Source organism: Staphylococcus sp. CWZ226, assembly GCF_018986355.1.
Lineage (GTDB): Bacteria > Bacillota > Bacilli > Staphylococcales > Staphylococcaceae > Staphylococcus > Staphylococcus simulans.
The window spans coordinates 15,723-41,689 of sequence record NZ_JAHMSB010000009.1; the positions used below are offsets into that span (position 1 = coordinate 15,723).

Below are 25,967 nucleotides of genomic sequence, written 5' to 3' on the forward strand. Positions count from 1 at the left end.
ATATCAAGTCGTTAGATACCTTACAATTTTTATGCTTATAAAATAATGAAGTATCTAATTAATATGAACTCTTTCCTCTATATGTTTATCCTGAAAGTAAAGAGTTAAACATTATAAACTGATATAGTTACTAAATTTAATGGTTACTGACATTTTTCACAAATACCATAAACTTCAAGCTTGTGTGTGTGAATTGTAACATTAGGAAGTTGTTTCCTAATTGCGTCCATCGGACAGTAGTCAATTACTTTCGTGTCTCCGCAAATTTCACAAATGAAATGATGATGGTGGTGATGTGTACAAGCAATTCTAAATTTCATTTCACCATCTAGTTCAGTATTTTCGATAATTCCTAAATCTTTAAACAAATACAAATTTCTATAAATTGTATCGAAAGATATTCCAGGATATGCAGTATCCATAGTTTGTTGGATTGTTTTCGCACTTACATATTTGTTTTCCTTCACGAAAATATCGATAATCTTTTTTCGTTTATCTGTATATTTATGACCGTTATCTTTTAATAATTTGATAGCATCAGTCGTATTCATTTAACTATCTCCTTTTTTTACCCTAGTACGTAAAGTCTGAGTGAACATTGTAGCTACTAAAATAAGTACTAATAATACTACAATAACCCCACCTGGTGATAAATTTAAATAAAAAGCAATTACTAAACCACCAATAACAGATACTTCTCCAATGATAATACTATAGAGGATTAATTGTTTAAATCCTTTTGTCATTCTCATTGCTATGGCCACTGGTAAAGTCATCAATGCACTTACAAGTAAAATACCAACTACGCGCATAGATGCTGAAATAACCATGGCTACAATGATAATGAATAAGAATTGAATCCATCTTGGTATACCAATAACTTTACTATATTCTTCATCAAATGAAAGGATAAAGAGTTCTTTATAAAATAACATAATGAAAAGTGTTACAAGTACAGCAATGGTCAAAACAGTAATCATATCACTTAAAGATACAGCACTGATTGATCCAAATAATAAACCTACTAACTCTTGGTTAAATCCGTCTGCAAGTGAAATAAAAATGGCACTTAAGCCAATACCTGCACTCATAATAATCGGTATCGCAATTTCTTGATAGTTTTGATAAGATGTTCTTAATTTTTCTATTAAAAGTGCACCGACTACCGCAAACAATATGCCACCCCACATAGGATTTATAAAGATAAATATCGGTGATAATGTGGTTAAAAACATTCCGAAAGAAATACCGCCTAAAGTTACATGACTTAATGCGTCAGCAATCAAAGAGAGTCTGCGTACTACGATAAATGCACCAATAAATGGTGCAATAAACCCAATCAAGATACCACTTAAAAGAGAATAGCGCATAAAATCGAAATTCATTAATGCTTCAATCATTAGTTACAGCACTCCCTTTCATGTTGATGGTCAACAAATTTAATTGGATAGCCGTAAATTTTTGATATTTCAACTTGATCTAGCGACTTAAACTCTTGTGCAGGACCATGGAAATGTAAATGTCTATTTAAGCAAGCAACTTTTGTTGCAGTATCCACGACAACTCCGATATCGTGTGTAACTAAAATAATAGTGACACCTTCATTTTTTAATTGCTCTAGAGTTTGATAAAACTCACTGACATGTTTAGCATCAATACCATTAGTAGGTTCGTCTAAAATAAGTACTGATGGGTCTGAAATCAATGCTCTTGCGATTAACACGCGTTGTTGTTGTCCACCTGATAATTCAGCAATGTTTTTGTTTAATAAGTGTTCAATATTTAAGCGTTTTAGGATGTTTTTTACTTTTTGTACATCCTTTTTATTAAACCATTGAAAAAGGTGTTTTTGTTTTGTTAATCCACTTAAAACAACTTCTTTTACACTAGCAGGAAAACCTGAATTAAATGCTCTTGCTTTTTGAGATACATAGCTGATTTTCAACTCTGATAATTTTCGTTGGTATTTCTGGCCATCAATATACATCTCACCGCTTTGAAGTGGAAATAAACCTAGCATAATTTTTAATAATGTAGATTTACCTGCCCCATTCGGTCCGACAATTGCCAAGAAATCACCTTTATATATTTTAATGTTTATGTTTTCCAGTACTTGTTTGTTTCCAAAATAGTAATTTATATTTTTTAATTCAAAAACTGGGGTAGACATATCTTCACCTCGCTATAAATATAACCTTGAATAAATAATATGTAAATTGTAATGCTTACGATTGAGCATGTAAAATTAAAAGACAAAGTAAGCTTTGTCTTTTAATTACATAATTACTCTAATAGAATTATTCACTCATAATGATATTCTTCATATCAGGATTGAAAGTTTGACTTTCCAACATTTCAATCTCATGTTTATATGGTGGTTTTTTATTTTTCTTATCTTCGCCTACAAAAGGTGTTTCTAAAATTTTTGGAATGTTTTCGAATACTTCATGATGAACAATATAATTCAATGCATCAAATCCGATATGACCAAAACCGATGTTTTCGTGACGGTCTTTATGTGCACCGACTTCATTTTTACTATCATTAACATGAAGTACTTTAATTCTGTCTAATCCAATTATTTTATCAAATTCCTCAAGTACACCGTCGAAATCATTTTTGACATCATATCCTGCGTCATGTGTGTGGCAGGTATCAAAGCAAATTGATAGTCGTTCGTTATGATTTACGCCATCTATAATTTGTGCTAATTCTTCAAATGTACGACCTACTTCAGATCCTTTACCGGCCATAGTTTCTAATGCAATTCTGACATCATTTTCATTTGTTAGAACTTCATTTAAACCTTCAATAATTTTTTTAATGCCAGCTTCAGAACCAGCTCCTACGTGTGAACCTGGGTGTAAGACGATGTCTTTTGCACCGATTGCTTCGGTACGTTCAATTTCTTTTTGTAAAAATTCAACACCTAAATCAAAGACATGGGGTTTTTGTGTATTTGCAATATTAATAATATAAGGTGCATGTACAACGATATTAGAAAGACCATATTCTTTCATTGCTTCGTGTCCGGCTTCAATATTTAGTTCTGAGATATCTTTTCTTCTTGTGTTTTGAGGTGCACCTGTATAAATCATAAATGTTTTTTCGCCTAATCTATGTGCTTCTTCTGCTGAACCCAGCAGCATTTTTTTACCATTCATCGGAACATGAGAACCAATTAACAATCTGTCCACCTAACCTTTACTTATTTTTTCTTTGTTGTCTGTTTTGACGTTTACTGTATTTCTTACGTTCTTGACGTTTTAAATTTTCTAATTCTCTCTTGAACTTTTTCTTATACCCTGGCTTTACTTTTTTCTTATTACCGCGCTTAACTTGTTGTTTCACTTGAGTAGTTAAGTGATCATCTTTGTTTTTACGTGTTTGTCTTGTATTATGCGCTTTGATTTCTTTTAGTTCACCATTTTTTATATCAACATCTTGGAATTTATAACCTTTTTTCTCAATCTCAGCAATTAAATATTCTTCATCGGGCGTATATAAAGTAAATGCTTCACCTTTATATTGGCCTCTACCAGTTCTGCCGACACGATGAGTGAAGAAATCGATGTCTTTAGGAACATCATAGTTAATTACATGACTGACACCTTCGATATCAATACCTCTTGATGCTAAATCACTTGCGATTACAAACTGAAAGTCTAAGTTGCGGATGCGTTTCATTTGTTGTTTTCTTTCTCTAGGACTTAATCCGCCATGAATCATACCAATTTTTAAGCCTTCTGCAGTTAATGATTCTGCTAATTCATCAGCATTTTCTCTGCTGTTACAGAAAATAAGGCATAGATATGGATTGATAATATCAATCAAAGCTTTAGTTTTATCTAATTTTGATGAACCTTTTGTCGGTATTAAGTAAAAATCAATATTTTTCTTGTTTTGTGTTTTACTATCTACTTCAATAAGTTCTGGTTGATTTAAATATTTATTTAAGAACGGATGTAGAGATTTTGGAATCGTAGCGCTGAATACAGCGATATGTGCACTGTCATCTAAACGTGCTGCGATATGGTCGACGTCTTCAATTAAACCTAAATCAATCATTAAGTCAGCTTCATCTACAACTAAATACTGAGCTAAATGTGCATGTAATGTGCCGTCCTTTGATAAATCATTGATACGTGTTGGTGTTCCAATGACTAATTGAGGTTGCACGTTACAACGTTGTTTGTCACGTGCAAAATCAGTTCCCCCAATAAATAAAGTAACTTTAACTTCATCTTTAAATTGTGCTAAATGATGTGCTGCATTATAAAGTTGTTGTGCTAATTCTCTAGTTGGTGCAACGACAATAGCTTGGGGTTCTTGAATTGAAGTATCAATTTTTTCTATTAATGGTAATAAGAAAGCATGAGACTTCCCAGTACCCGTTTGTGATTGCCCGATAATATTTTGACCTTTGATAATTTTAGGGATTACTCTTTGTTGGATTTCAGTTGGCTGATTAAAATTCAAGTCAGCTACAGCATCTATAAGTTGTGGACTTAAATCAAATTGTTCAAATGGGTGTTGTGTGGCCATTAAAATCCCTCCTTTTTAGTTTTTTATACATAATTAAATGGATCTGTATTTAAAGTTGAAGCTTCAATAGTAAGGTTATCATTACTAATCCATTCTTTAAGTAATGATTTTAAACCTTCTTTCATAACATATTCACTATAATGATTGATATCGATTAAGTTATATCCTTCTGTTTCAGCATCTAATGCGTCATGATGTTTAATATCACCAGTGATAAATACATCTGCACCTTTTTGATGTGCGAATTTTTCATAACCAATACCAGAGCCACCAATAATTGCTGCTTTTGAGATTACTGTGTCTGGATTCCCAGTGAAACGGACGCTTGGTATATCTAATTGTTTTTTAATAATCGTAGCTAATGATTTTAAAGTTGTTTGTTCTGGTAATTGTCCTATCATGCCTAAACCCCGTTTTACCGTTTTAGTTAATGGAATAAAATCATACACCGGTGTTTCATATGGATGTAGTACATTAATACAATCCTCTGCTTTTGTACGTTCGTACTCTTGAATCATGAATTCAACTTTTACTTCTTCTACTGTTTCGATTTGATTCAACTCACCGATATGAGGATGTGCATTCTCGACAGGTTTAAATTGACCAGCACCTTTAGTAGAAAAGAAACAGTATTCATAATCACCTTCAGATGCAAAACCTTCATCATTCATTTTATTTTTAAATGTCTCTACATTTTCTTCAGGAATAAACACTTGGACTTTATAATAATTTGTTTGTTGAGTTTCTAAAATTTCAGTATGTGTAAGTCCAATTTGCTTTGATAGCATCGCATTGACACCAAAACGATATACATCTAAGTTTGTATGCAAGGCAATTAATTGGATATTGTTTTGTATCAAACGACGAATAATAGCGCCATAACCTTGTTCATTGATGCTTTTAACACCTTTAAAGATAAGTGGATGATGTGCAACAATTGTATTAATGTCTTTTTCTATTGCTTCATTTACCACTTCCATTGTACAATCTAACGCCGTCAGTATACCTGTGATTTCTTGTTGTTTGTCCCCGATTAATAAGCCAACATTGTCCCAACTTTCAGCAGAAGAAAAAGGAACATGCTGATTTAAAATATTTAGTAACTCTGAAGTTTTCATGATAACACCTCTTGAATTAATTTGATCTCATGATTAATCTCTTCTAAGCGGCTTTGATGCTTGTTCTTATCCAAGTGAGATTGGATGTTTTTTAAAGCTTCTAATTCTCTATTCCATTTTTTAATGAATAAAGCTGATTTAGAATTCATTAAAATTGGACCGAATTTCAACTCTACTTCTTTTAATTCTTTATGACCATATTCTGCAATAACTATTTCATAAATATGGCCCTTTTCTTCCATAATCTCTTCATCAATAATATGGTAATCCAATTGCATTAATGTACGTCTTAAAGTAGATGTTTGAATATTACTTTGTAACGCTAAACGTGGCTGATTCATTAGCTTTTCTTTTCCATTTTGGAGTATTTCTGCAATTAATGGGCCGCCCATTCCACATATTGTAATAGTATTAACGTTATTTGTTTTTTCTAGGACATTTAATCCATCTCCCAGTTTAACATCAATCCTATTTTGCATGCTATATTTTTTAACGTTATCTAAAGCAGCTTGATATGGTCCTTTTACCACTTCTCCAGCAATAGCAGAAGTACATAATTCGTTTTCTATCGCATAGATTGGCAAATATGCATGGTCTGAACCAATATCTGCCAATACATCACCAGTTATATATTTACTCACTGCAGTAAGTCGTTGGTTTAAAATCATCACTTTGGCTCCTCTAATAAAAGAGCGAGACAATAAGCAAGATATTCGATTGACTGTAGGTCTTTACATGATTCCTTGCCTTCGTCAGCCAAACATTATCAGCTCATTGTCTCGCTATTTTTACTTAATTAATCCATAAAATCTTTAAGGCGTTTGCTACGGCTTGGATGTCTTAGCTTTCTAAGTGCTTTAGCTTCGATTTGACGAATTCGTTCTCTTGTAACACCGAATACTTTACCAACTTCTTCAAGTGTTCTTGTACGTCCATCATCAAGACCGAAACGTAATCTTAATACGTTTTCTTCTCTATCAGTTAGTGTATCTAAAACATCTTCTAATTGTTCTTTCAATAACTCGTACGCTGCGTGATCAGATGGGCTTTGTACTTCTTGGTCTTCGATGAAATCTCCTAAGTGACTGTCATCTTCTTCACCAATTGGTGTTTCTAAAGAAACAGGCTCTTGTGCAATTTTTAAGATTTCACGTACTTTTTCCGGTGGTAAATCCATCTCTTCACCAATTTCTTCTGGTGCTGGATCACGACCTAAATCTTGTAGTAATTGACGTTGAACACGAATCAATTTATTAATTGTTTCGACCATGTGTACTGGAATTCTGATTGTACGTGCTTGGTCAGCAATAGCACGTGTAATTGCTTGACGAATCCACCATGTTGCATACGTAGAAAATTTGAATCCTTTACTAAAGTCGAATTTTTCTACCGCTTTAATTAAGCCCATATTTCCTTCTTGGATAAGGTCTAAGAACAACATACCGCGTCCTACGTATCTTTTAGCAATGCTGACAACTAAACGTAAGTTTGCTTCTGCTAATCTTGCTTTAGCTACTTCATCACCTTGTTCGATACGTTTTGCAAGTTCAATTTCTTCTTGGGCGTTTAATAAATCAACACGACCGATTTCTTTTAAATACATACGTACAGGGTCGTTAATTTTAACACCTGGAGGTGCACTTAAATCATTAGGATTAAGTTTTTCGTCTGTATCAGAACTGTCTTTTTCATTAATAAGATTTATATCATTATCATTTAATTGTTCAAAGAACTCGTCCATTTGATCAGAGTCCATATCGAAGTTTTGCAGTTTTTCTGCTACTTCTTCATGGCTTAAATGACCTTCTTTTTTCCCTTTATCTAATAATTGTTTTTTTACATCTTCCAAAGTTAATGTCGGATCGATGGTTTGTTTTTTTACTACTTTCACTTGGTTTTCAGACATAAAAAGGCCTCCCGAAATTAATATAAGCACACAATGCGTTACTTAAATAAAACTCTTTAAATATATATTAACAATTTTAATACATTCGTTTTTGATTTAAAGCGACAATCTTTTGCAAATAATACTTTTGCAGTTCTGAATCACCAATACGTGTAGCCTCTCGTAACTTCTGGTTTAATGACTCAGAGGTCTCTTCATCTCTACTGCTAACAATAATTTGAATATACTCATCAATCTCATGTTCATATGGATTGTTATTGAGTAAAAGATTGTCTAATGCAATTAAAGTTTCTCTATCTATTTCTTCATCACTATATAATAATGCAGTACTCAGATTATAATATTCATTTTCAGCATAGTAGTCGTGCAAAATATTAAATATACGCTTAAATTGCTGATTTGTAAAGTCATCTGCTTCTACACGCTGACTATGTTCAAGAAAAATGTCTTTATTAAACATAAAATGTTTTAATAGTTTACGTTCAGCATCTTCTTGTTTTGAATATTTTTTTTGTTTAACTTCTGGAACTGCAGCAGGTATTTGTTGAAATGAATGTTGGTTATGTCTTGACACTTCATTATTTAGACTATCAAAACTTACTTTAAACAATTCAGAAACGTCTTGCAATACTTTTTTCTGTAAAATCCCTGATTGCATTAATGAAACATCGTTCGTTATCTCTTTAAGGTATTGTTCATAAGCCATGTCGTTATTTTCGATTTCGTCTTTATATAAATTGACTTTATACAATACAAAAGCACGTTTTTCATGTTCCACGTATTTTTTAAAAGCATCTTCCCCATATTTAGTAATATACTCATCTGGATCCATTTTAGAAGGAAGTTGAATAACAAAAACATTCAGACCTTGCTCTAGTAAGTGCTGCCCAGTTTTAAGTGTAGCTTCTTGTCCTGCAAAATCGCCATCAAATAGTAATGTGACATTTGATGTTAGTTTTTTGATGAACGCTATGTGTTCTTGGGAAATTTGTGTTCCCATACTTGCCACAACCTGTTTAACCCCAGCATTGTCAGCTTTAATAACATCCATAAACCCTTCTAATAGTATAATTTCATTTTTTTGACGTATAATGCGTCTTGCTTTGTCAACGTTATATAAAAGTCGTCTCTTTTGAAATATAGGTGTTTCCGGACTGTTTAAATATTTAGGTTCTTGATTTTTGTATATTCTTCCCGAATAACCTACAGTTCGTCCTTGTGCATTATGCAAAGGAAACATAATTCTATCTCTAAATCGATCATAATAACTAAAGTTTTCTTCATTGCGAGATAATAAACCGGCTTCATACGCTAGCTCAATATCATAACCTTTCTTTTGCAAGAAATCATGACAAAAGTGAGAGTTGTCGGGTGCAAAACCGATTTTTCTGTCTTTTAACAGTTCTTCAGTGAAACCTCTAGACTTCAAATATTTTAAAGGCTCTTCCCCTTCCACTGTTTTCATCAGTACATAATGATAATATTCTTGCATAAGTTCATGCATTTTAATCATCATTAAGTCATCAGAAGCGATTTGGTTTTGCTCATTATTTTGTCCAACATCTACTTTTATATTTACCCTTTCTCCAAGGGCTTTAACAGCATCGACAAACGAAATACCTTCTATCTCTTGAGTAAATTGAAAAACATTACCGCCTTTTTTACAACCGAAACAATGGCAAATTTGTTTGTCCTCCGAAACAGTAAACGAAGGTGTTTTTTCATCATGAAAAGGACACAAACCAATATAATTGCGCCCTCTTTTCTCTAATTTCACGTATTCACTTACAAGGTCAAGAATATCTGTTTTATCTTTTATTTCATTTATTACTGATTGCTCTATTCTCACCATAACCACCTGTATACATTAGTCTTGTTATTATATCATTTTCTATAAAAAATAAAAGTTATTAGCTCAATAAGAAATACGCTGAGTTTAAAACACCAGCGTATTGTATTAGGCTTACTTATTCATTTTATTTTGTTCAATTATATACATGATATCATTCGCTGTTTCTTCTATAGCTTTGTCTGAAACATCAATCACAGGACAGCCTATTCGATCAACTATTTTATCAAAGTAATCCAATTCTTCTTGAATACGTTGCCCTGTAGCATAACGTGCTGAATCTCCAAGCCCGAGTTGTTTCAATCTTTCTTTACGGATTTTATTCAACTTTTCTTCACTGATTTTTAATGCAATACATTTTTTTGGATCTACTTCAAATAACCCTTCAGGCGGATTGATTTCAGGAACGATTGGGATATTCATAACCTTATAACGCTTATGTGCTAAAAACTGTGATAAAGGTGTTTTTGAAGTACGTGAAATACCAATTAATATAATATCAGCTTTAGGTAAACCTTTCGGATCTTTACCATCATCATATTTAACTGCAAATTCAATCGCTTCAATTTTTTTGAAGTATGCTTCATCTAGTTTATGCACTATACCTGGTTCATAATATGGTTTTTCATCGATTTCATCAATTAAAATATTCATTAATGGTCCCATGATATCGACATGTTTTATATTTTTTTCGGCTAATTGCTGTTCCATATATTCTTTAATGTCAGGTTTTACAAGCGTGAAAACAACAATATTCATTTCGTTTTCTTTCGCAACTTCCATAACTTCATCAACATTCTCTAACGTTTCAATATATGGATAACGTACAATCTGACTTTGGAAATTTTTCGAGTTAAATTGAGAAACACAAGCTTTTGCAACTTGTTCGGCTGTTTCTCCCACCGAATCAGATGCAATTATTATTTTTATCTTTTGCATTAAATCCTACTCCTACTCATCGAAAATTGATACAAATAATTTTGTTATCGTGGTTTTTGAAATGCGCCCGATGACTTCCAACTTACCATTATCTTTACCACGAACTATCGGCAGAGAATCAATTTCTTTTTCAATCATAAGCTGTGCAGCTAGTACGACCAAATCATTTTCTAAAACGTGTGTTAAATTCGGCATACGTGTCATGATAACACTGACTGGCATCGTATGTATATCCTCGCCAATCATGGATGCTCTGAGTAAGTCTTTTCTTGAACAAACTCCAACAAAATCATTATTTGTATTCACAATAAATAACGTGCTGACGTCTTCAAGAAAAATTGTACATATTGCCTCATAAACAGAAGTATCGCCTTTTAAGACAATCGGCAAAGATTGATAGTCTTTAACAACATATTGACGTAATTTTTCTGTTAATAATTGATTTGTTGATTTACCAGAATAAAAGTATCCTACTCTAGGTCTAGCTTCGAGAAACCCAGACATTGTCAAAATAGCTAAATCAGGTCTAAGTGTCGCTCTAGTTAAACTTAGTTGTTCGGCAATCTTTTCACCGGTAATCGGCCCATTTTGCTTTACTATTTCGATAATTTCACTTTGCCTACTACTCAGTTCTATATGTCTTCACCCCTTCACACTTACAATTTATATTATAACTGTAATTGTTTTGGTCTACAAATCTATATAAACACTTGCCTTTAATTTTCGGATGCATTAGAATTAGGTTTGAAGCGAGTTAAGGATGGTGCGAGCTTAACAATTAAATTGGCCTAACAACTTTTATAATCTAAGCGAGTGTCTACACTAATTTGGGTGGAACCGCGGGTTATTACGAATTTCAATGAGAAATGAGATAACTCGTCCCAAGATTTCGAAATGTTTATTTCGTTTTCTTGGGGCGTTTTTTTATTATTAAAGAGGAGTGTTATTTATGGCAAAAGATATGGAATCAGTAGTTCAGCTAGCAAAACACAGAGGTTTTGTATTTCCAGGCAGTGAGATTTACGGTGGTTTATCAAACACTTGGGATTATGGTCCATTAGGTGTTGAATTAAAAAATAATATTAAACGTGCATGGTGGAAAAAATTTATTTCACAATCACCTTATAACGTTGGCTTAGACGCAGCAATTTTGATGAACCCTAAAGTATGGGAAGCATCAGGTCACTTAGGTAACTTTAATGACCCTATGATCGACAACAAAGATAGTAAAATTCGTTACCGTGCAGATAAATTAATTGAAGAATATATGCAAAATGAAAAAGGTGACGAAAACTTTATCGCAGATGGTTTAAGTTTTGATGAAATGAAACGTATTATTGAAGAAGAAGGTATTAAATGCCCAGTAAGCGGTACTGCTAACTGGACTGATATCCGTCAATTCAACTTGATGTTCAAAACTTTCCAAGGTGTAACTGAAGATTCAACTAACGAAATTTTCTTACGTCCTGAAACTGCACAAGGTATCTTTGTCAACTACAAAAACGTCCAACGTTCAATGCGTAAAAAATTACCATTTGGTATTGGTCAAATCGGTAAATCATTCCGTAATGAAATTACACCAGGTAACTTCATTTTCAGAACACGTGAATTCGAACAAATGGAATTAGAATTTTTCTGCCGTCCTGGTGAAGAAATCGAATGGCAAAATTATTGGAAAACATTTGCTGAAAAATGGTTATTAGACTTAGGTCTTCAAAATGAAAATATTCGTTTAAGAGATCATGACCAAGATGAGTTATCTCACTACTCTAATGCAACTACAGACATTGAATATAAATTCCCATTTGGTTGGGGCGAATTATGGGGTATTGCAAGCCGTACAGACTACGACTTGAAAAAACATAGTGAATATTCTGGTGAAGATTTCAGATACCATGATCCAGAAACAAATGAAAAATTCATCCCATACTGTGTTGAACCTTCTTTAGGTGCTGACCGTGTGACATTAGCATTCTTATGTGATGCTTATGACCGTGAAGGTGTTGAAGGTAGTAAAGATGAACGTACAGTATTGCACTTCCACCCAGCTCTAGCACCGTATAAAGCAGCAATTTTACCATTAAGTAAAAAATTATCTGAAGAAGCAATTAAAGTTTACGAACAATTAAGCGAAAACTTTACAGTTGATTTTGACGAATCGCAATCAATTGGTAAACGTTACCGTCGTCAAGATGAAATTGGTACACCATATTGTATTACATTTGACTTCGATTCATTAGAAGATCAACAAGTCACAGTACGTGAACGTGATACTATGGAACAAGTTCGTATGCCAATCTCTGAATTAAACGATTTCTTAGCTGAAAAAGTTAAATTCTAATATTAAATAAATAAGGGTATATCGCGAAATTGCGATATACCCTTATTTTTCTATCATTTTTTCTGGTTATTGGACTCTAAACGATGCAATTGATTTATTAATTTTTGACTTCTGAAAAACACACCCGCATATTCCCGGTATAACATGATAAGCAAATCAGACATCTCATCTACTATATCCTGATGAATATTAACTGAATTCATTTTATCTATAGGCAGTTTTTGAAGTACATCCAATAAATAAAGTGTTTTATTAGATATAGGAACTGCTCGTTCATCTCTATACAAATTCTCCTGAGCAATCACACCATGATATTTAAAACTGTAGCCACATAAATTTGCTTGGTTTGTATCGCCTGAGATAATATCTTGATTGAATGCGATAGTAAAACCAAAGTCAGGCATTTTTTTTAATAAAACAATAACGGACATCAGTTGGGCACTGTAACCTTTTTCAACTCTGTTCAAGCAAAAGTGTAAGAGTTGATAATTAAATTTAGAAATTTGTTCTTCGTCCATAGATTTGTCAATGATTTCAGCACAAAGTGCAGCATAACTGCTCTCATAAATATCTAAACGAAGTTGATAATTTTGACTGATAACATCAACTGAATTAAGTATGCCTAGACCACGTAATTTAGCATAGATAAACAGGCCATATACAAATAATTGTGTATTAGCCTGCATACCTGTTCTACTTTTTTTAGCACGTTTGACCATCAAAGGAATCTTCGCGCCACTTTCGCTTAGGATGGTAATAATTTTATCTGATTCGCCATAATCGACTGTTTTAATAATAATTCCTTTTTGTTTTACTAACATAAAAGGTACCACCGACCTTCTAGTTTAATCTTGATCCTCTATATAGCCCATTTGGCGAATAAAGTTGATTTTATTACGCCAATCTTTTTGTACTTTTACCCATAAATCGAGATACACTTTTGAACCTAATAGGTTTTCGATATCCAATCTCGCACGTTTTCCAATTTCTTTTAACTTTTTGCCGCCTTTGCCGATGACAATTCCTTTTTGTGAATCTCTTTCAACAAAAAATGTAGCTTCTATACGAACTTTATCTTCAGATTGTTTAACCATTCTATCAACGTTAACCCCTATTGAATGTGGAATTTCTTCGCTCGTTAAGTGAAGAATTTTTTCTCTTATTAATTCACCTACCACAAATTGTTCAGGGTGGTCAGAAATTTGACCATCTGGATAATATTGAGGGCCTTCTGGTAAATATGATTTAAGTACTTCGATAAAGTGTTCAACATTTAAACCTTCTAATGCTGACATTGGAACAGTTTCAGAGAAGTCCATATATTTTTGATATGATTCAATAATAGGCATGATTTCATCAGGGTGTACTAAGTCAATTTTATTGATAACAAGGAATACTGGAGTTTTGACATTTTTCAGCATTTCCATAATATATTCATCACCGCGACCAATCTTTTCATCAGCGTTAACCATGAAAATGACTGCATCTACTTCTGATAAAGTATTTTTAGCAACTTTCATCATATAGTCGCCTAATTTATGTTTGGGCTTGTGAATACCTGGTGTATCAACAAAGATAATTTGTGCATCATCTTCAGTCATAACACCTTGTATTTTATTTCTAGTTGTTTGTGCTTTGTCTGACATAATTGCGATTTTATGCCCAAGTACTCTATTCATAAACGTAGATTTACCTACGTTAGGTCGGCCTATAATTGAAACAAAGCCTGATTTATGTTCTGTCATATATTCAAATCCTTTCCTGAAAAACCTAGCGGCAGTAATTCGGCGACAGTCGTTTCAATCATATCGCCTTTATGGTTTGTTAAATAAATCGGCATGTCGTCATCACATAGTTCATTAATAACTTGACGACATGAACCACATGGTGATGAAGGCTTATCAGCATCTACTGTGACTGTTAAAGATTCAAAGTCACCTGGTCTATAACCTTGACTAATTGCTGCAACTAAACTTGAACGCTCTCCACAAATTGCTTCGCCATACGCAGCATTTTCCACATTTGCGCCGAAAAATTCTTTGCCATCTTTAGTTCTTAAATAAGCACCCACCTTAAAGTTGCTGTAAGGTGAATAAGAACGTTTTTGTGCTTCTCTTACTTTTTCATAATGTTCTTGAGTATAAGCCATTTTTATCTCTCTCCTTTATAATAAGTTAACGATGTAAGGGATAAAGATAATTAGACCTATAATTACTGCTGCGATAGATATTAAAAGCACACTTAGTGCTGCGATATCTTTAGCATATTTAGCAAAAAGTTTATAATCATCCGTTACAAGGTCAACTACATATTCAATTGCGGTGTTAATTGCTTCAAATGCTAACACTAGAAAAATTGTTAAAATAACCGCAATCCATTCCATGCGGGTAATATTGAAGTAAAAAGACGCGCCAATGACTAAAAAGCCAATTGCGATATGCCATAAAAAGTTACGATCTTTTTGTAGTATGGTCAACAACCCTTGAATGGGATACTTAAAACGATTCATAGACTATTCTCTTGTTAAGCCATAAGCATCTAAAATAGATTTTTGTCTTCCAAACATTTCTTTTTCGTCGGCTTCATTCATATGATCATAGCCAAGTAAATGTAAGAAGCCATGCAAACTTAAAAAGCCGAGTTCTCTCTCAAAGGAATGTCCATACTCTGCAGCTTGTTCTTTTGCAACATCTGCGCAAATGATAATGTCACCTAGTACACGAGGGATATCTAAACCCTCAATTTCAGGTTCATCTTCTTCTAACGCAAATGAAATGACATCAGTAACTTTATCTTTATCTCTATAGTCTCTATTAATTTGTTGAATTTCTTCTTTATCAACAAATGTAACTGATAGTTCTGCATCTTCTTCAATATTCTCTTGTTCTTTCGCAAAGTTTAATAACTTTTCAATCTGGTCATACCATTCTTCTTTTACTTCATCCGTATGATTTGAAAAATCAATCGTGAACATGGCGTTTATTCATCTCCTTCATAACGGCTGATAATTTTACTTACTAATGGATGACGTACAACATCACTTTGGTCTAATGTTTGTACACTAATGCCTTTAACGCCTGATAAGCGTTTAACAGCTTGTTTTAATCCGCTTTTAATACCTCTCGGCAAGTCTACTTGAGTCATATCACCCGTTACGACCATTTTTGATCCAAATCCTAAACGTGTTAAGAACATTTTCATTTGGGCATGCGTCGTATTTTGCGCTTCATCTAGAATAACAAATGCATCGTCAAGTGTACGTCCTCTCATATAGGCTAATGGTGCAACTTCAATGATACCTCTTTCAATAAAACGCGCTGTTTGCTCAGGTCCCAGTACCGTATGAAGACCATCGTATAAAGGTCTTAAATAAGGGTCTACCTTTTCTTTTAAGTCGCCTGGTAAGAAACCTAATGATTCGCCTGCTTCTACAGCGGGGCGAGTCAGCACTATTCTTTTTACGTTACCTTGACGCAATTCTTTAGCAGCATAAACAACAGCTAAGAAAGTTTTACCAGTACCAGCTGGTCCAATACCAAAGACTAAATCATTATGCTTCATCGCATTCAGATATAAACGTTGACCCATTGTTTTTGCACGAATTGTTTTACCATAAGCATCTTTAGTAATTGCTTCATCGTATAAATCAACGAGGTGTTGGATAGATCCTTTCTCTGCCATTTTAATTGCTGCTTCTACATCTTTAAGATTAATTGATACGCCTTGATCAATTACTTTTAAAAGGTTTTTTATTACAGCTTCTGCTTTTACAATTTCTTCTTGTTGTTGCCCTTTTACAGCTATTTCTTGCCCCCTAGCATGAACAATAACATTGAAAGCTTCTTCTATTGCTTGTAAGTGTTCATCGTTATTACCTATTAGTGCTTGGGCTTGATTGATATCGTCAATAACTATTATTCCTGGCATACATTAACTCCTTTTCTTTATTATCGCTTTTCAGCATATTTTTTAATAAGATGCAGAATATAATGGTTAACGGAAACTACGGACTTAGTTAATAATTTCCACATATTCATACAATCATTATATCATGTTCTCGCTGTTTATTAATCCAATAAAGTTTAGCTTGCATAAAAGAAAAATGGATTGGATGACATAAAATTATGTCCATCCAATCCATTAAATTTATTGTAACTGTTTCGGCTTTTTAAGTACTTCTGACCAAACAAAACCATTTAGTATTTCATCTTCATCAAAGCGTAAATCTTCATTAGTTCGTGTGCTTGTTTGATTAAACTTATTAGCGAATAGTTGTTTGAGTCTTTCTTTTTTAGCACGTTCTGAAAGATATTTATCACTAATGATTGCTTGAGCACGACGTTCTAATATCTCAATTTGCTTTTGTTTCTCTAAATCCATTTGAGAGCGTAAATCATGTAACTCATTATTTAAAGAATCATTCAGTTGTTTTGTCAATACTTGCTCTTTTTGATTTGAATCGAGTCTTGGTTGAGATGATTGCTCGCGCGTTTGTCTCGGTTGAGATGTACGACGGTTCGGACGTGTAGTTTCTTCTGGTTTAGGTGTGTGATCAGGTTGAGAAGATGGCGGCGTACCTTCTAATTCTTTTTGCATTTCCTCAAACTTTTCACCTAATTGTTCAAGAAACCCTTTTTGTTGTTTACGCTCAGTCGTAGGTTGTCTTCTAGGTTGTGATGATTTTGGTTGATTTTGTTGTCTCTTTTTATAATTTTTATCGTTAATTGCTGATATTAATGAGATAACAACACTAACGACAAATATTATTAGACCGATATTCATTTAATCACCTCGTTTACTTGTCTGGTGACTCGTTATCATTTGGTTGCGTACGTTTATTGATAGACTCACGCATACCTGTATCAGCTTCTATGTTCTTCAAATTATAGTAATCTTTAACTCCGATATTACCTTTTCTTAGAGCTTCAGACATTGCAAGTGGAACTTCAGATTCTGCTTCCACAACTTTCGCACGCATTTCTTGTACACGTGCTTTCATTTCTTGTTCAGATGCAACTGCCATTGCACGACGTTCTTCAGCTTTAGCTTGTGCAATATTTTTATCTGCCAATGCTTGTTCAGTTTGTAAGTCTGCACCGATGTTTTTACCGATATCCACATCTGCGATATCAATAGATAAAATTTCAAAGGCTGTTCCTGAATCTAGACCTTTACTTAATACAGTTTTTGAAATATTGTCTGGATTTTCTAAAACAACAGTATGATGTTCACTTGAACCGATTGTTGAAACAATCCCCTCACCGACACGTGCAATAATAGTCTCTTCACCAGCACCGCCGACTAAACGAGAAATGTTTGCACGAACTGTGATTCTAGCTTTAGCTTTTACTTCAATACCGTTCATTGCAACACCTGTAATAAATGGCGTTTCAATAACTTTAGGGTTTACTGACATTTGGACAGCTTCTAAAACGTCACGGCCTGCTAGGTCAATCGCTGCGCCACGTTCAAAAGGTAAGTTGATGTCAGCACGTTGTGCAGCAATATTTGCATCTACAACGCGGTCTACATTACCACCTGCTAAGTAGTGTGATTCTAGTTGGTTAGTTGTAAGGTTTAAACCAGCTTTATGTGCCTTAATTAATGGCGCGATAACTTTACGTGGTGAAACACGTCTTAAACGCATTCCGATAAGTGTGCCAATGTTTACTTTGACACCGGCTGCTATTGCAGAAATCCATAAACCGATTGGTACAAATGAAAATAAGATTAATAGAGCAATGACTGCAATAATAACAATGATTATTAACGGTACTAACATAGTAAGTGCCTCCTAGTATTATGTGTTTTTTGGAATCTCTCTGACAACTACTCTCGATCCTTCAACTTCAGTTACTTTGACTTCTACATCTCTTTGTATAAATGTTCCATCTGACACTGCATCTATGCGTTCATCATTTAATGAAATCATCCCTGCAGGTCGTAATTCTGTTAAAGTGATTGCAGTTTGTCCTACTAGATTAGAGCGGTCATCGTGTGAAGTATAGCCAGCTTCAGACGTTGTCGAATCTCTGAGTATAACTTTTTCAAATAACGAAATCTTTTTGTTATATCCTTTCACTAATATCACCCATTCTATAATAGTCAGTATTAAAGCGATTATAACATTGACTAACATCCAAAGAATGTTTTCACCAAGCATAATCATACTTACTGTGATGAGAATCATGCCTATAATGCCGATTACTGCACCAATAACAAACAATTCAATGACGAGCAGTATCACACCTATAGAAAATAATCCAACAGAAATTAAGGAAACTTCTCCTTGTATCAAATAGCCTAAAAATAGTATTAATAAGGCTAGTGCAGCAAGAATGCCTGGAAAGTTAATACGCTTGGAATAGAGTTGATAAAGAAAACCTAAAAAGATAATACAGGTTAAAATTAATGAAATAAATGGACTTGTTATAAAATCGCTGATTTGATGTAGTGTGGAATTTGAACTTGCCTGAAATACCGAAATATTATGTAGGATTTCAGCTTGGTATGACATAGATTCACCTCGCTCTCAAGCTTCATTATACATGATTACTTAGTGTAATTATAGGATTATCGTTTTATTTTAACATCAATAGAAAAATTATATTATGTAGCATCAAAACATAAGAAAAAACCCTAAGTTTTACATAATTGTAAAACTTAGGGCTGTTTAAACTGCATTATATAATAATTAATTGTTTGTTGAGGGAGTCAACAGACTTAATAATTATTTGAATTTACGTTTACGTGCAGCTTCTGATTTCTTTTTACGTTTAACACTTGGTTTTTCGTAAAATTCACGTTTACGTACTTCTTGAATTGTACCGCTTTTAGAAACTGAGCGTTTGAAACGGCGTAATGCATCTTCAAGTGATTCGTTTTTACGGACTACTGTTTTAGACATCTGTATTTCCCTCCCTCCAAATAACAACGGAACTTTAAAATTCGTTTGCATAGTTTTTTATAAACCATGCAATGCTAATTATAATATATGTGGTTGATGCGGTCAATTAGAATAATTAATTTTTTGAACCTTACACAATAGCTGTAAATTCACTGCTATTTGTTGCATGATCAATCACACGAGTAACATAACCTTTATTTAAAGGATAACCTGCTTCTGTGATTTTCACACGTACAAGTTCTCCGATAAGCGAATCATCGCCTTCAAATTCAACTTTCATGTAGTTATCTGCATAACCCACTAATGTACCTGGTTTTTCACCGTGCTCTTCTGGAATTACTTCTAATACTTTTTGATCAAAGTGAGAAGCATATTCTTTCGCTAATTGGTTACTTAATTCAATTAGTTTATGAACACGTTCATTTTTTACACTTTCATCAATTTGATCATCCATTCTAGCTGCTGGTGTCCCTGTTCGAGCTGAATATGGGAAAACGTGTAATTCTGAGAAGTGATGATCTAAAATAAAGTCATATGTTTCTTGGAATTCTTCCTCAGTTTCACCTGGGAATCCTACAATCACGTCACTAGTGACTGCTAAACCTGGTAAAGCATCATGTAACTTCATCAATCGTTCTGAGAAGTGTGCCATTGAATATTTACGTCTCATGCGTTTTAATACTGTATCTGAACCAGATTGTAATGGCACGTGTAAGTGACGTACGACTTTATTTGAATTTTTGATTACATCAATGACTTCATCAGTTAATTGACTAGCTTCGATTGATGAAATACGAATTCTTTCTAATCCATCTACTGATTCTAAATCACGTAATAATTGTGCTAGGTTATAATCTTTCAAGTCTTGACCGTAACCACCTGTATGAATACCAGTCAACACAATTTCTTTATAACCAGAATTTACTAATGTTGTTGCTTGTTCTACTACTTTCTCAGGATCTCTTGAACGCATTAAACCACGTGCCCATGGAATAATACAGAAAGTACAGAAGTTGTTGCAACCTTCTTGGATTTTTAAAGAAGCACGTGTTCTATCAGTGAAATATGGTACATCTAATTCTTCATATGTACGATTTTTCATGATATTGCCTACACCGTTAATTGGTTGACGTTCAGCTTTGAACTCTTCAATATAACCTAACAACTTCGTTCTATCCTGTGTACCGACTACAACGTCTACTCCAGGGATATCCATGATTTCTGCTGACGATGTTTGTGCATAACAACCTGTAACACAAACGACTGCATCTGGATTTTTTCTGATAGCACGTCGGATGACTTGTCTACTCTTCTTATCTCCTGTATTTGTAACTGTACATGTATTTATAACAAAGACATCGGCATTTGTATCAAATTCAACTCGATCATAGCCGGCATCTTTAAATAATTGCCAAATTGCTTCAGTTTCATAATGGTTTACTTTACAACCTAAAGTATGAAAAGCTACTGTTGACATTTATTTCACCCCATTAATTCTTTTTCATAACTAATTGCACTAAGCGCATAAAGCGGAGCCGTCTCTGCTCTCAAGATTCGATGACCTAGGCCGACTATGTAACTATTATTTTTGAACATTTCAATTTCATCAGGACTTAAACCGCCTTCTGGTCCAAAAATAATTAATACACGATCTCCTTTGCTGAATTGTTCGAGTGCGCGTTTAAACTCACTCATCTCGCCCTCTTTTGCTGCATCTTCATAAGCGATTAGTACATAATCATATTTATCTATATTAACATATACTTTCTTTAAATTCGATACAAATTCAATAGTTGGGATTACAAGACGATAACTTTGTTCAGCTGCTTCTTTGACAATTTTATTCCATCGTGTCAATTTTTTATCTGCTTTACTTTGATTTAGTTTTACAACAGAACGATCCATTTGTACTGCAATAAAGTGAGAAGCACCTAATTCCGTAGATTTTTGCAGCAACCACTCATATTTATCTGCTTTAATCAATCCACTGCAAATTGTTACTTCAATAGGTAATTCAGTATCATTTGGTTGTTCTTCTAATAATTTAAATTCAACGCCTTCATTATTTATAGCTGTAATCTCACAGAGATAAACTTTTAAGTCCTCGAAGGTTACGATAATTTTAGCCCCGACTTGACGACGCATGACATTTGAAATGTGATGTATATCGTCTTTGTCAGTAATAAAAAAACGCTGACTTTCATCAGCGTTTTGATTTATAAAATATCTTTGCATATTATTTGCTCTCTTTCTCTCCAACGATACAAACCCAACCGTTGTCGTGATTAATTGAAATGATATTAAAACCAGTACGCTTCATATGTTCTATAATTTCATTGCTCTTCTCTTCAATGATACCAGATGTTATAAATAAACCATCTTCATTTAGAGTATTATAAGCGTCATCTATCATTTCTTCAATAATATGCGCCAATATATTTGCGATTACAATATCATATTTATCTGTTTCGCCTTGTAATAAATTACCGGTTGTTGTTTCAATTGAATCAGCACAAGCATTTTTTATGAAATTTTCTTTTGCTACTTTTATAGCTAGTTCATCCAGATCTAAAGCTTTGATACGCTTAACACCTAATAATGAGCAAGCAATACTTAAGATACCTGATCCAGTACCAACGTCAATCACAGTATGTTCTGGTTTTACATATGTTTCAATCTCTTTTAAACACATGCTAGTTGTAGGATGATCTCCTGTACCAAAAGCCATACCTGGATCTAGTTCAATACATAATTCTTCATTATTTTCTTTATCATATTCTTCCCAACTTGGCACAATAGTAAAGCGTTCTGAAGCTCTGAATGGATGGAAATAATTTTTCCACTCATTCTCCCAATCTTGTTCTTGAAGTGATTGTTCAGAATAGCTAAACATATTTTCATTTAAAGTATCAATCTTCTTGATAGCACTTAAAATATCTTCTTTTAGTTCATCTGAGTATTCTAATTCGTTGAAATATGCTTTAATTCTTACACCACGTTCAGGATAATCACTAGGATTCAATTCATATATTTCGCCAAATTTATCCTCTAAGTTTCCTTTTAAATCTTCTGAGTCTTCTATCACTACACCGTTTGAACCCAAGTCTTCTAAAATGTTTGTACTTGCATCTTGTGCTTCATGATTTACTACAATTGAAAGTTCCACCCAGTTCATTATTGTTATTCTCCTTTAAAGAATCTACGTGCGCGTTCTTTGAAATTAGAAGGTTGTTCTTCAATTTCTTCACCGCTAAGTTCCGCAAATTCTCGCATTAATGATTTTTGTTTTTCACTTAATTTAGTTGGAGTCACTACATTAATGTTCACAAACAAGTCACCATATCCATAGCCATGAACGTTTTTAACACCTTTTTCTTTCATACGGAATTGTTTTCCGTCTTGAGTACCTTCTGGAACTGTTAAAATAACTTCACCATCTAATGTAGGCACTTTAACTTCATCACCTAGAGCTGCTTGTGGGAAGCTGATTTTCAAGTTATAGAAGATATCATCACCTTCACGGATGAATTTATCAGATGGTTTAACTCTGAATACAACATATAAGTCACCTTGTGGTCCACCGTTATGTCCTGGAGCGCCTTCACCGGCTAAACGAATTTGTTGATCAGTGTCTACACCTTTTGGTACTTTGACTTTGATTTTAACGTTTTTAGTTTGTGTGCCTTTACCGTGACAAGTTGGACATGGTTCTTCAATTTCTTCACCTGTACCATTACATACTGGACAAACTTTTTCAGTTCTTACACGACCAAGTATTGTATTTTGTTCTACAGATACGTGTCCTGCTCCATTACAATAGTGACACGTTTTCTTTTTAGAACCTGGTTTTGCACCTGAGCCGTCACAAGTTTCACATTTTACTTCCTTACGAATTGAAATTTCTTTTTCAGCACCAAAGACTGCTTCTTCGAATGAAATAGTCATAGTGTATTGTAAGTCGTCCCCTTTACGTGGTGCATTTGGATCACGTTGTGCACCACCGCCTCCGAAGAACGTACTGAATATGTCTTCGAAACCGCCTCCGAAGCCACTGAAGTCTTGACCGCCGAATCCTTGGCCGCCAAAGCCGCCTTGTGGTCCGTTATGACCAAATTGATCATAGTTTGCGCGTTTATTCTCATCACTTAGCACTTCATAAGCTTCAGTAATTTCTTTGAACTTTTCATCTGCGCCTTCTTCTTTATTAATATCTGGGTGATATTTTTTGGATAATTTACGGTAGGCTTTTTTTATCTCGTCCTTTGACGCATCTTTACTGACACCTAAGACTTCATAATAGTCTCTTTTTGCCACTGTAATCTCTCCTTATCTTTCTGCTAGTTTAGAATCATTATACCTTTTAAAGTATAGTTGGTTAAATAATAAAAAGTCAAAGCCAATGTACAATTGACTTTGACTTAAATTTTTAAGAAGCCGCTTTTTTCTTTATTTAGTTAAAGCTGCTCTTTTGAGAAAGCATGCACTTATTTATTATCTTTGTTGTCGTCGTCTTTAACTTCAGTGAAATCTGCATCTTCAACATCACTGTTGTTAGAAGCATCTCCACCTTGTTGTTGTTCTTGAGCTTGTTGTGCTTGTTGGTAAACTTTCATTGATAAATCTTGAACGACTTTTTCAAGTTCTTCTTTTTTAGCTTTGATATCTTCTAAATCGTCGCCTTCAAGTGCTTTTTTCAATTCTTCTTTTTTGTCTTCAGCTTGTTTTTTATCGTCTTCGCCGATATTGTCAGCTAAGTCTTTTAATGTTTTTTCAACTTGGAATACTAAGCTGTCAGCTTCGTTACGTAAGTCACTTTCTTCACGACGTTTTTTATCTGCTTCTGCGTTTTGTTCAGCATCTTTAACCATTTGATCGATTTCATCATCTGAAAGTGCAGAGCTTGATTCGATTGTGATATTTTGCTCTTTGTTTGTACCTAAGTCTTTAGCAGTAACGTTTACAATACCGTTTTTATCGATATCAAATGTTACTTCGATTTGTGGTACACCACGTGGAGCTGGTGGAATATCAGTTAATGAGAAGCGTCCTAATGTTTTGTTATCTGAAGCCATTGGACGTTCACCTTGTAATACGTGAATGTCTACTGCTGGTTGGTTATCTGCTGCTGTTGAATAAACTTGTGATTTTGATGTTGGGATAGTAGTGTTACGTTCGATTAATGTGTTCATACGACCACCCATAATTTCGATACCTAATGATAATGGTGTAACGTCTAATAATACAACATCTTTAACATCACCAGAGATAACGCCACCTTGGATAGCTGCACCCATAGCTACAACTTCATCAGGGTTAACACTTTTGTTTGGTTCTTTGCCGATTTCTTTTTTAACTGCTTCTTGAACAGCTGGAATACGAGTAGAACCACCAACAAGGATTACTTCATCGATATCTTTGCTTGTTAAGCCAGCATCTTTTAGTGCTTGACGAGTAGGTTCCATTGTACGACGAACTAAATCATCTGAAAGTTCTTCGAATTTAGAACGAGTTAGAGTTAATTCTAAGTGTAATGGACCACTTTCTCCTGCAGAGATGAATGGTAATGAAATTTGAGTTTGTGATACACCAGATAAGTCTTTTTTAGCTTTTTCAGCTGCATCTTTCAAACGTTGTAATGCCATTTTATCTTGTGATAAATCAATGCCATTTTCTTTTTTGAATTCTGAAACTAGGTAGTCAATGATTACTTGGTCAAAGTCGTCACCACCAAGTTTGTTGTCACCTGCTGTTGATAATACTTCGAACACGCCATCGCCTAATTCAAGGATTGAAACGTCGAAAGTACCGCCACCAAGGTCGAATACTAACACTTTTTCGTCTTGATCAGTTTTATCTAAACCGTAAGCTAAAGCAGCTGCAGTTGGTTCGTTGATAATACGTTCAACTTCTAAACCAGCAATTTTACCAGCATCTTTAGTAGCTTGACGTTCAGCGTCATTGAAGTAAGCTGGAACAGTAATAACTGCTTTATCTACTTTATCTCCTAGATAGCTTTCTGCAGTACTTTTTAAGTTTTGAAGAATCATTGCAGAAATTTCTTGTGGAGTGTATGATTTTCCATCAACGTCTACTTTGTGGTCTGTACCCATTTCACGTTTGATTGATTGAATAGTATTAGGGTTTGTGATCGCTTGTCGTTTAGCAACTTCACCTACTTGAGTTTCACCATTTTTGAAAGCTACAACAGATGGTGTTGTACGTGCACCTTCTGGATTTTGGATTACTTTTGGTTCGTCGCCTTCTAAAACAGACACGCATGAATTTGTTGTACCTAAGTCAATTCCGATAATTTTACCCATAACTAATAATTCCTCCTAATAACATTTGTTGTGTATTTCATC

The 25,967-nt window shown here is 34.0% G+C and carries 27 protein-coding genes; 1 reads left to right on the plus strand and 26 read right to left on the minus strand.

What is annotated here, in order from left to right; all coding sequences use genetic code 11:
- Positions 1 to 143: 143 nt before the first annotated feature.
- From KRR19_RS08215 to ccpN, 11 genes are all read right to left on the minus strand, one after another.
- Positions 144 to 551, minus strand: coding sequence for a Fur family transcriptional regulator (locus KRR19_RS08215; protein ID WP_023015147.1), 408 nt, complete (start codon positions 549 to 551; stop codon positions 144 to 146).
- Complete coding sequence (locus tag KRR19_RS08220; RefSeq protein WP_002481050.1) at positions 552 to 1,400, minus strand: metal ABC transporter permease; 849 nt, start codon at positions 1,398 to 1,400, stop codon at positions 552 to 554.
- The gene (locus KRR19_RS08225; RefSeq protein WP_002481051.1) at positions 1,400 to 2,170 is read right to left on the minus strand and encodes a metal ABC transporter ATP-binding protein; all 771 of its coding nucleotides are present in this window, start codon (positions 2,168 to 2,170) and stop codon (positions 1,400 to 1,402) included. Before KRR19_RS08225 ends, KRR19_RS08220 begins: the two co-directional genes overlap by 1 nt.
- Positions 2,171 to 2,297: 127 nt before the next feature.
- Positions 2,298 to 3,188 (minus strand): deoxyribonuclease IV, encoded by an 891-nt coding sequence (locus tag KRR19_RS08230; RefSeq protein ID WP_023015145.1) that lies wholly within the window; start codon positions 3,186 to 3,188, stop codon positions 2,298 to 2,300.
- A gap of 16 nt (positions 3,189 to 3,204) precedes the next feature.
- Positions 3,205 to 4,545: a DEAD/DEAH box helicase gene (locus KRR19_RS08235; RefSeq protein ID WP_002481053.1), complete on the minus strand. Its 1,341-nt coding sequence runs from the start codon at positions 4,543 to 4,545 to the stop codon at positions 3,205 to 3,207.
- A gap of 23 nt (positions 4,546 to 4,568) precedes the next feature.
- Positions 4,569 to 5,663, minus strand: coding sequence for a Nif3-like dinuclear metal center hexameric protein (locus KRR19_RS08240; protein WP_002481054.1), 1,095 nt, complete (start codon positions 5,661 to 5,663; stop codon positions 4,569 to 4,571).
- Positions 5,660 to 6,334: a tRNA (adenine(22)-N(1))-methyltransferase gene (locus tag KRR19_RS08245; protein ID WP_031262513.1), complete on the minus strand. Its 675-nt coding sequence runs from the start codon at positions 6,332 to 6,334 to the stop codon at positions 5,660 to 5,662. The genes KRR19_RS08240 and KRR19_RS08245 overlap by 4 nt, the downstream gene beginning before the upstream one ends.
- Positions 6,335 to 6,459: 125 nt before the next feature.
- On the minus strand, positions 6,460 to 7,569 hold the full coding sequence (gene rpoD / locus KRR19_RS08250) for an RNA polymerase sigma factor RpoD (protein ID WP_002481056.1): 1,110 nt from the start codon (positions 7,567 to 7,569) through the stop codon (positions 6,460 to 6,462).
- Positions 7,570 to 7,645: 76 nt separating this feature from the next.
- Positions 7,646 to 9,418, minus strand: coding sequence for a DNA primase (dnaG, locus tag KRR19_RS08255; RefSeq protein WP_216733584.1), 1,773 nt, complete (start codon positions 9,416 to 9,418; stop codon positions 7,646 to 7,648).
- Positions 9,419 to 9,532: 114 nt separating this feature from the next.
- Positions 9,533 to 10,357 carry a pyruvate, water dikinase regulatory protein gene (locus KRR19_RS08260; RefSeq protein WP_057510463.1) on the minus strand — a complete coding sequence of 275 codons (825 nt, stop codon included), beginning with the start codon at positions 10,355 to 10,357 and terminating at the stop codon, positions 9,533 to 9,535.
- A gap of 12 nt (positions 10,358 to 10,369) precedes the next feature.
- Complete coding sequence (ccpN, locus tag KRR19_RS08265; protein WP_081705407.1) at positions 10,370 to 10,993, minus strand: transcriptional regulator CcpN; 624 nt, start codon at positions 10,991 to 10,993, stop codon at positions 10,370 to 10,372.
- Positions 10,994 to 11,306: 313 nt separating this feature from the next.
- Between ccpN and KRR19_RS08270 the strand changes: the two genes are divergently transcribed.
- Positions 11,307 to 12,698 (plus strand): glycine--tRNA ligase, encoded by a 1,392-nt coding sequence (locus KRR19_RS08270; protein WP_002481060.1) that lies wholly within the window; start codon positions 11,307 to 11,309, stop codon positions 12,696 to 12,698.
- Between the two features lie 53 nt (positions 12,699 to 12,751).
- Here KRR19_RS08270 and recO read toward each other — a convergent pair whose 3' ends face one another.
- The 15 genes from recO to dnaK form a co-directional block, all read right to left on the minus strand.
- Entirely contained in the window at positions 12,752 to 13,519 is a 768-nt protein-coding gene (recO, locus tag KRR19_RS08275; protein ID WP_023015139.1) for a DNA repair protein RecO, read from the minus strand.
- Between the two features lie 24 nt (positions 13,520 to 13,543).
- Positions 13,544 to 14,443 (minus strand): GTPase Era, encoded by a 900-nt coding sequence (gene era / locus KRR19_RS08280; RefSeq protein ID WP_216733585.1) that lies wholly within the window; start codon positions 14,441 to 14,443, stop codon positions 13,544 to 13,546.
- Positions 14,440 to 14,847 carry a cytidine deaminase gene (gene cdd, locus KRR19_RS08285; RefSeq protein WP_002481063.1) on the minus strand — a complete coding sequence of 136 codons (408 nt, stop codon included), beginning with the start codon at positions 14,845 to 14,847 and terminating at the stop codon, positions 14,440 to 14,442. Before cdd ends, era begins: the two co-directional genes overlap by 4 nt.
- Positions 14,848 to 14,862: 15 nt before the next feature.
- The gene (locus tag KRR19_RS08290; RefSeq protein WP_057510461.1) at positions 14,863 to 15,207 is read right to left on the minus strand and encodes a diacylglycerol kinase family protein; all 345 of its coding nucleotides are present in this window, start codon (positions 15,205 to 15,207) and stop codon (positions 14,863 to 14,865) included.
- Positions 15,208 to 15,210: 3 nt separating this feature from the next.
- Positions 15,211 to 15,672, minus strand: coding sequence for an rRNA maturation RNase YbeY (gene ybeY / locus KRR19_RS08295; protein ID WP_057510460.1), 462 nt, complete (start codon positions 15,670 to 15,672; stop codon positions 15,211 to 15,213).
- Between the two features lie 5 nt (positions 15,673 to 15,677).
- Entirely contained in the window at positions 15,678 to 16,625 is a 948-nt protein-coding gene (locus KRR19_RS08300; RefSeq protein WP_023015136.1) for a PhoH family protein, read from the minus strand.
- A gap of 219 nt (positions 16,626 to 16,844) precedes the next feature.
- Positions 16,845 to 17,480, minus strand: coding sequence for a superantigen-like protein SSL4 (locus tag KRR19_RS08305; protein WP_023015135.1), 636 nt, complete (start codon positions 17,478 to 17,480; stop codon positions 16,845 to 16,847).
- A gap of 13 nt (positions 17,481 to 17,493) precedes the next feature.
- Positions 17,494 to 18,480, minus strand: a complete 987-nt coding sequence (gene floA / locus KRR19_RS08310; protein ID WP_002481068.1) for a flotillin-like protein FloA — start codon at positions 18,478 to 18,480, stop codon at positions 17,494 to 17,496.
- Between the two features lie 18 nt (positions 18,481 to 18,498).
- Positions 18,499 to 19,215: an NfeD family protein gene (locus KRR19_RS08315; RefSeq protein ID WP_002481069.1), complete on the minus strand. Its 717-nt coding sequence runs from the start codon at positions 19,213 to 19,215 to the stop codon at positions 18,499 to 18,501.
- A 213-nt stretch (positions 19,216 to 19,428) separates the two neighbouring features.
- Complete coding sequence (gene rpsU, locus KRR19_RS08320) at positions 19,429 to 19,605, minus strand: 30S ribosomal protein S21 (RefSeq protein ID WP_000048060.1); 177 nt, start codon at positions 19,603 to 19,605, stop codon at positions 19,429 to 19,431.
- A 130-nt stretch (positions 19,606 to 19,735) separates the two neighbouring features.
- Positions 19,736 to 21,082 (minus strand): tRNA (N(6)-L-threonylcarbamoyladenosine(37)-C(2))-methylthiotransferase MtaB, encoded by a 1,347-nt coding sequence (gene mtaB, locus KRR19_RS08325; RefSeq protein ID WP_002481071.1) that lies wholly within the window; start codon positions 21,080 to 21,082, stop codon positions 19,736 to 19,738.
- Between the two features lie 5 nt (positions 21,083 to 21,087).
- A complete protein-coding gene (locus tag KRR19_RS08330) occupies positions 21,088 to 21,840 on the minus strand; it encodes a 16S rRNA (uracil(1498)-N(3))-methyltransferase (RefSeq protein ID WP_023015134.1) in 753 nt (250 codons plus the stop codon).
- A gap of 1 nt (position 21,841) precedes the next feature.
- The gene (gene prmA, locus KRR19_RS08335) at positions 21,842 to 22,780 is read right to left on the minus strand and encodes a 50S ribosomal protein L11 methyltransferase (RefSeq protein WP_156666968.1); all 939 of its coding nucleotides are present in this window, start codon (positions 22,778 to 22,780) and stop codon (positions 21,842 to 21,844) included.
- A gap of 5 nt (positions 22,781 to 22,785) precedes the next feature.
- A complete protein-coding gene (gene dnaJ, locus KRR19_RS08340) occupies positions 22,786 to 23,919 on the minus strand; it encodes a molecular chaperone DnaJ (RefSeq protein WP_002481074.1) in 1,134 nt (377 codons plus the stop codon).
- Between the two features lie 170 nt (positions 23,920 to 24,089).
- Positions 24,090 to 25,925 (minus strand): molecular chaperone DnaK, encoded by a 1,836-nt coding sequence (gene dnaK / locus KRR19_RS08345; protein ID WP_002481075.1) that lies wholly within the window; start codon positions 25,923 to 25,925, stop codon positions 24,090 to 24,092.
- Between the last annotated feature and the right edge of the window lie 42 nt (positions 25,926 to 25,967).

Bases quoted from the DNA above. Each gene is read 5' to 3' on its own strand.
- KRR19_RS08215 (WP_023015147.1), bottom strand. From the start codon at position 551: ATGAATACGACTGATGCTATCAAATTATTAAAAGATAACGGTCATAAA.
- KRR19_RS08220 (WP_002481050.1), bottom strand. From the start codon at position 1,400: ATGATTGAAGCATTAATGAATTTCGATTTTATGCGCTATTCTCTTTTA.
- KRR19_RS08225 (WP_002481051.1), bottom strand. From the start codon at position 2,170: ATGTCTACCCCAGTTTTTGAATTAAAAAATATAAATTACTATTTTGGA.
- KRR19_RS08235 (WP_002481053.1), bottom strand. From the start codon at position 4,545: ATGGCCACACAACACCCATTTGAACAATTTGATTTAAGTCCACAACTT.
- KRR19_RS08240 (WP_002481054.1), bottom strand. From the start codon at position 5,663: ATGAAAACTTCAGAGTTACTAAATATTTTAAATCAGCATGTTCCTTTT.
- rpoD (WP_002481056.1), bottom strand. From the start codon at position 7,569: ATGTCTGAAAACCAAGTGAAAGTAGTAAAAAAACAAACCATCGATCCG.
- KRR19_RS08260 (WP_057510463.1), bottom strand. From the start codon at position 10,357: ATGCAAAAGATAAAAATAATAATTGCATCTGATTCGGTGGGAGAAACA.
- KRR19_RS08270 (WP_002481060.1), top strand. From the start codon at position 11,307: ATGGCAAAAGATATGGAATCAGTAGTTCAGCTAGCAAAACACAGAGGT.
- recO (WP_023015139.1), bottom strand. From the start codon at position 13,519: ATGTTAGTAAAACAAAAAGGAATTATTATTAAAACAGTCGATTATGGC.
- era (WP_216733585.1), bottom strand. From the start codon at position 14,443: ATGACAGAACATAAATCAGGCTTTGTTTCAATTATAGGCCGACCTAAC.
- cdd (WP_002481063.1), bottom strand. From the start codon at position 14,847: ATGGCTTATACTCAAGAACATTATGAAAAAGTAAGAGAAGCACAAAAA.
- KRR19_RS08290 (WP_057510461.1), bottom strand. From the start codon at position 15,207: ATGAATCGTTTTAAGTATCCCATTCAAGGGTTGTTGACCATACTACAA.
- ybeY (WP_057510460.1), bottom strand. From the start codon at position 15,672: ATGTTCACGATTGATTTTTCAAATCATACGGATGAAGTAAAAGAAGAA.
- KRR19_RS08300 (WP_023015136.1), bottom strand. From the start codon at position 16,625: ATGCCAGGAATAATAGTTATTGACGATATCAATCAAGCCCAAGCACTA.
- KRR19_RS08305 (WP_023015135.1), bottom strand. From the start codon at position 17,480: ATGAATATCGGTCTAATAATATTTGTCGTTAGTGTTGTTATCTCATTA.
- floA (WP_002481068.1), bottom strand. From the start codon at position 18,480: ATGTTAGTACCGTTAATAATCATTGTTATTATTGCAGTCATTGCTCTA.
- KRR19_RS08315 (WP_002481069.1), bottom strand. From the start codon at position 19,215: ATGTCATACCAAGCTGAAATCCTACATAATATTTCGGTATTTCAGGCA.
- rpsU (WP_000048060.1), bottom strand. From the start codon at position 19,605: ATGTCTAAAACAGTAGTCCGTAAAAACGAATCACTTGAAGATGCATTA.
- mtaB (WP_002481071.1), bottom strand. From the start codon at position 21,082: ATGTCAACAGTAGCTTTTCATACTTTAGGTTGTAAAGTAAACCATTAT.
- KRR19_RS08330 (WP_023015134.1), bottom strand. From the start codon at position 21,840: ATGCAAAGATATTTTATAAATCAAAACGCTGATGAAAGTCAGCGTTTT.
- prmA (WP_156666968.1), bottom strand. From the start codon at position 22,780: ATGAACTGGGTGGAACTTTCAATTGTAGTAAATCATGAAGCACAAGAT.
- dnaK (WP_002481075.1), bottom strand. From the start codon at position 25,925: ATGGGTAAAATTATCGGAATTGACTTAGGTACAACAAATTCATGCGTG.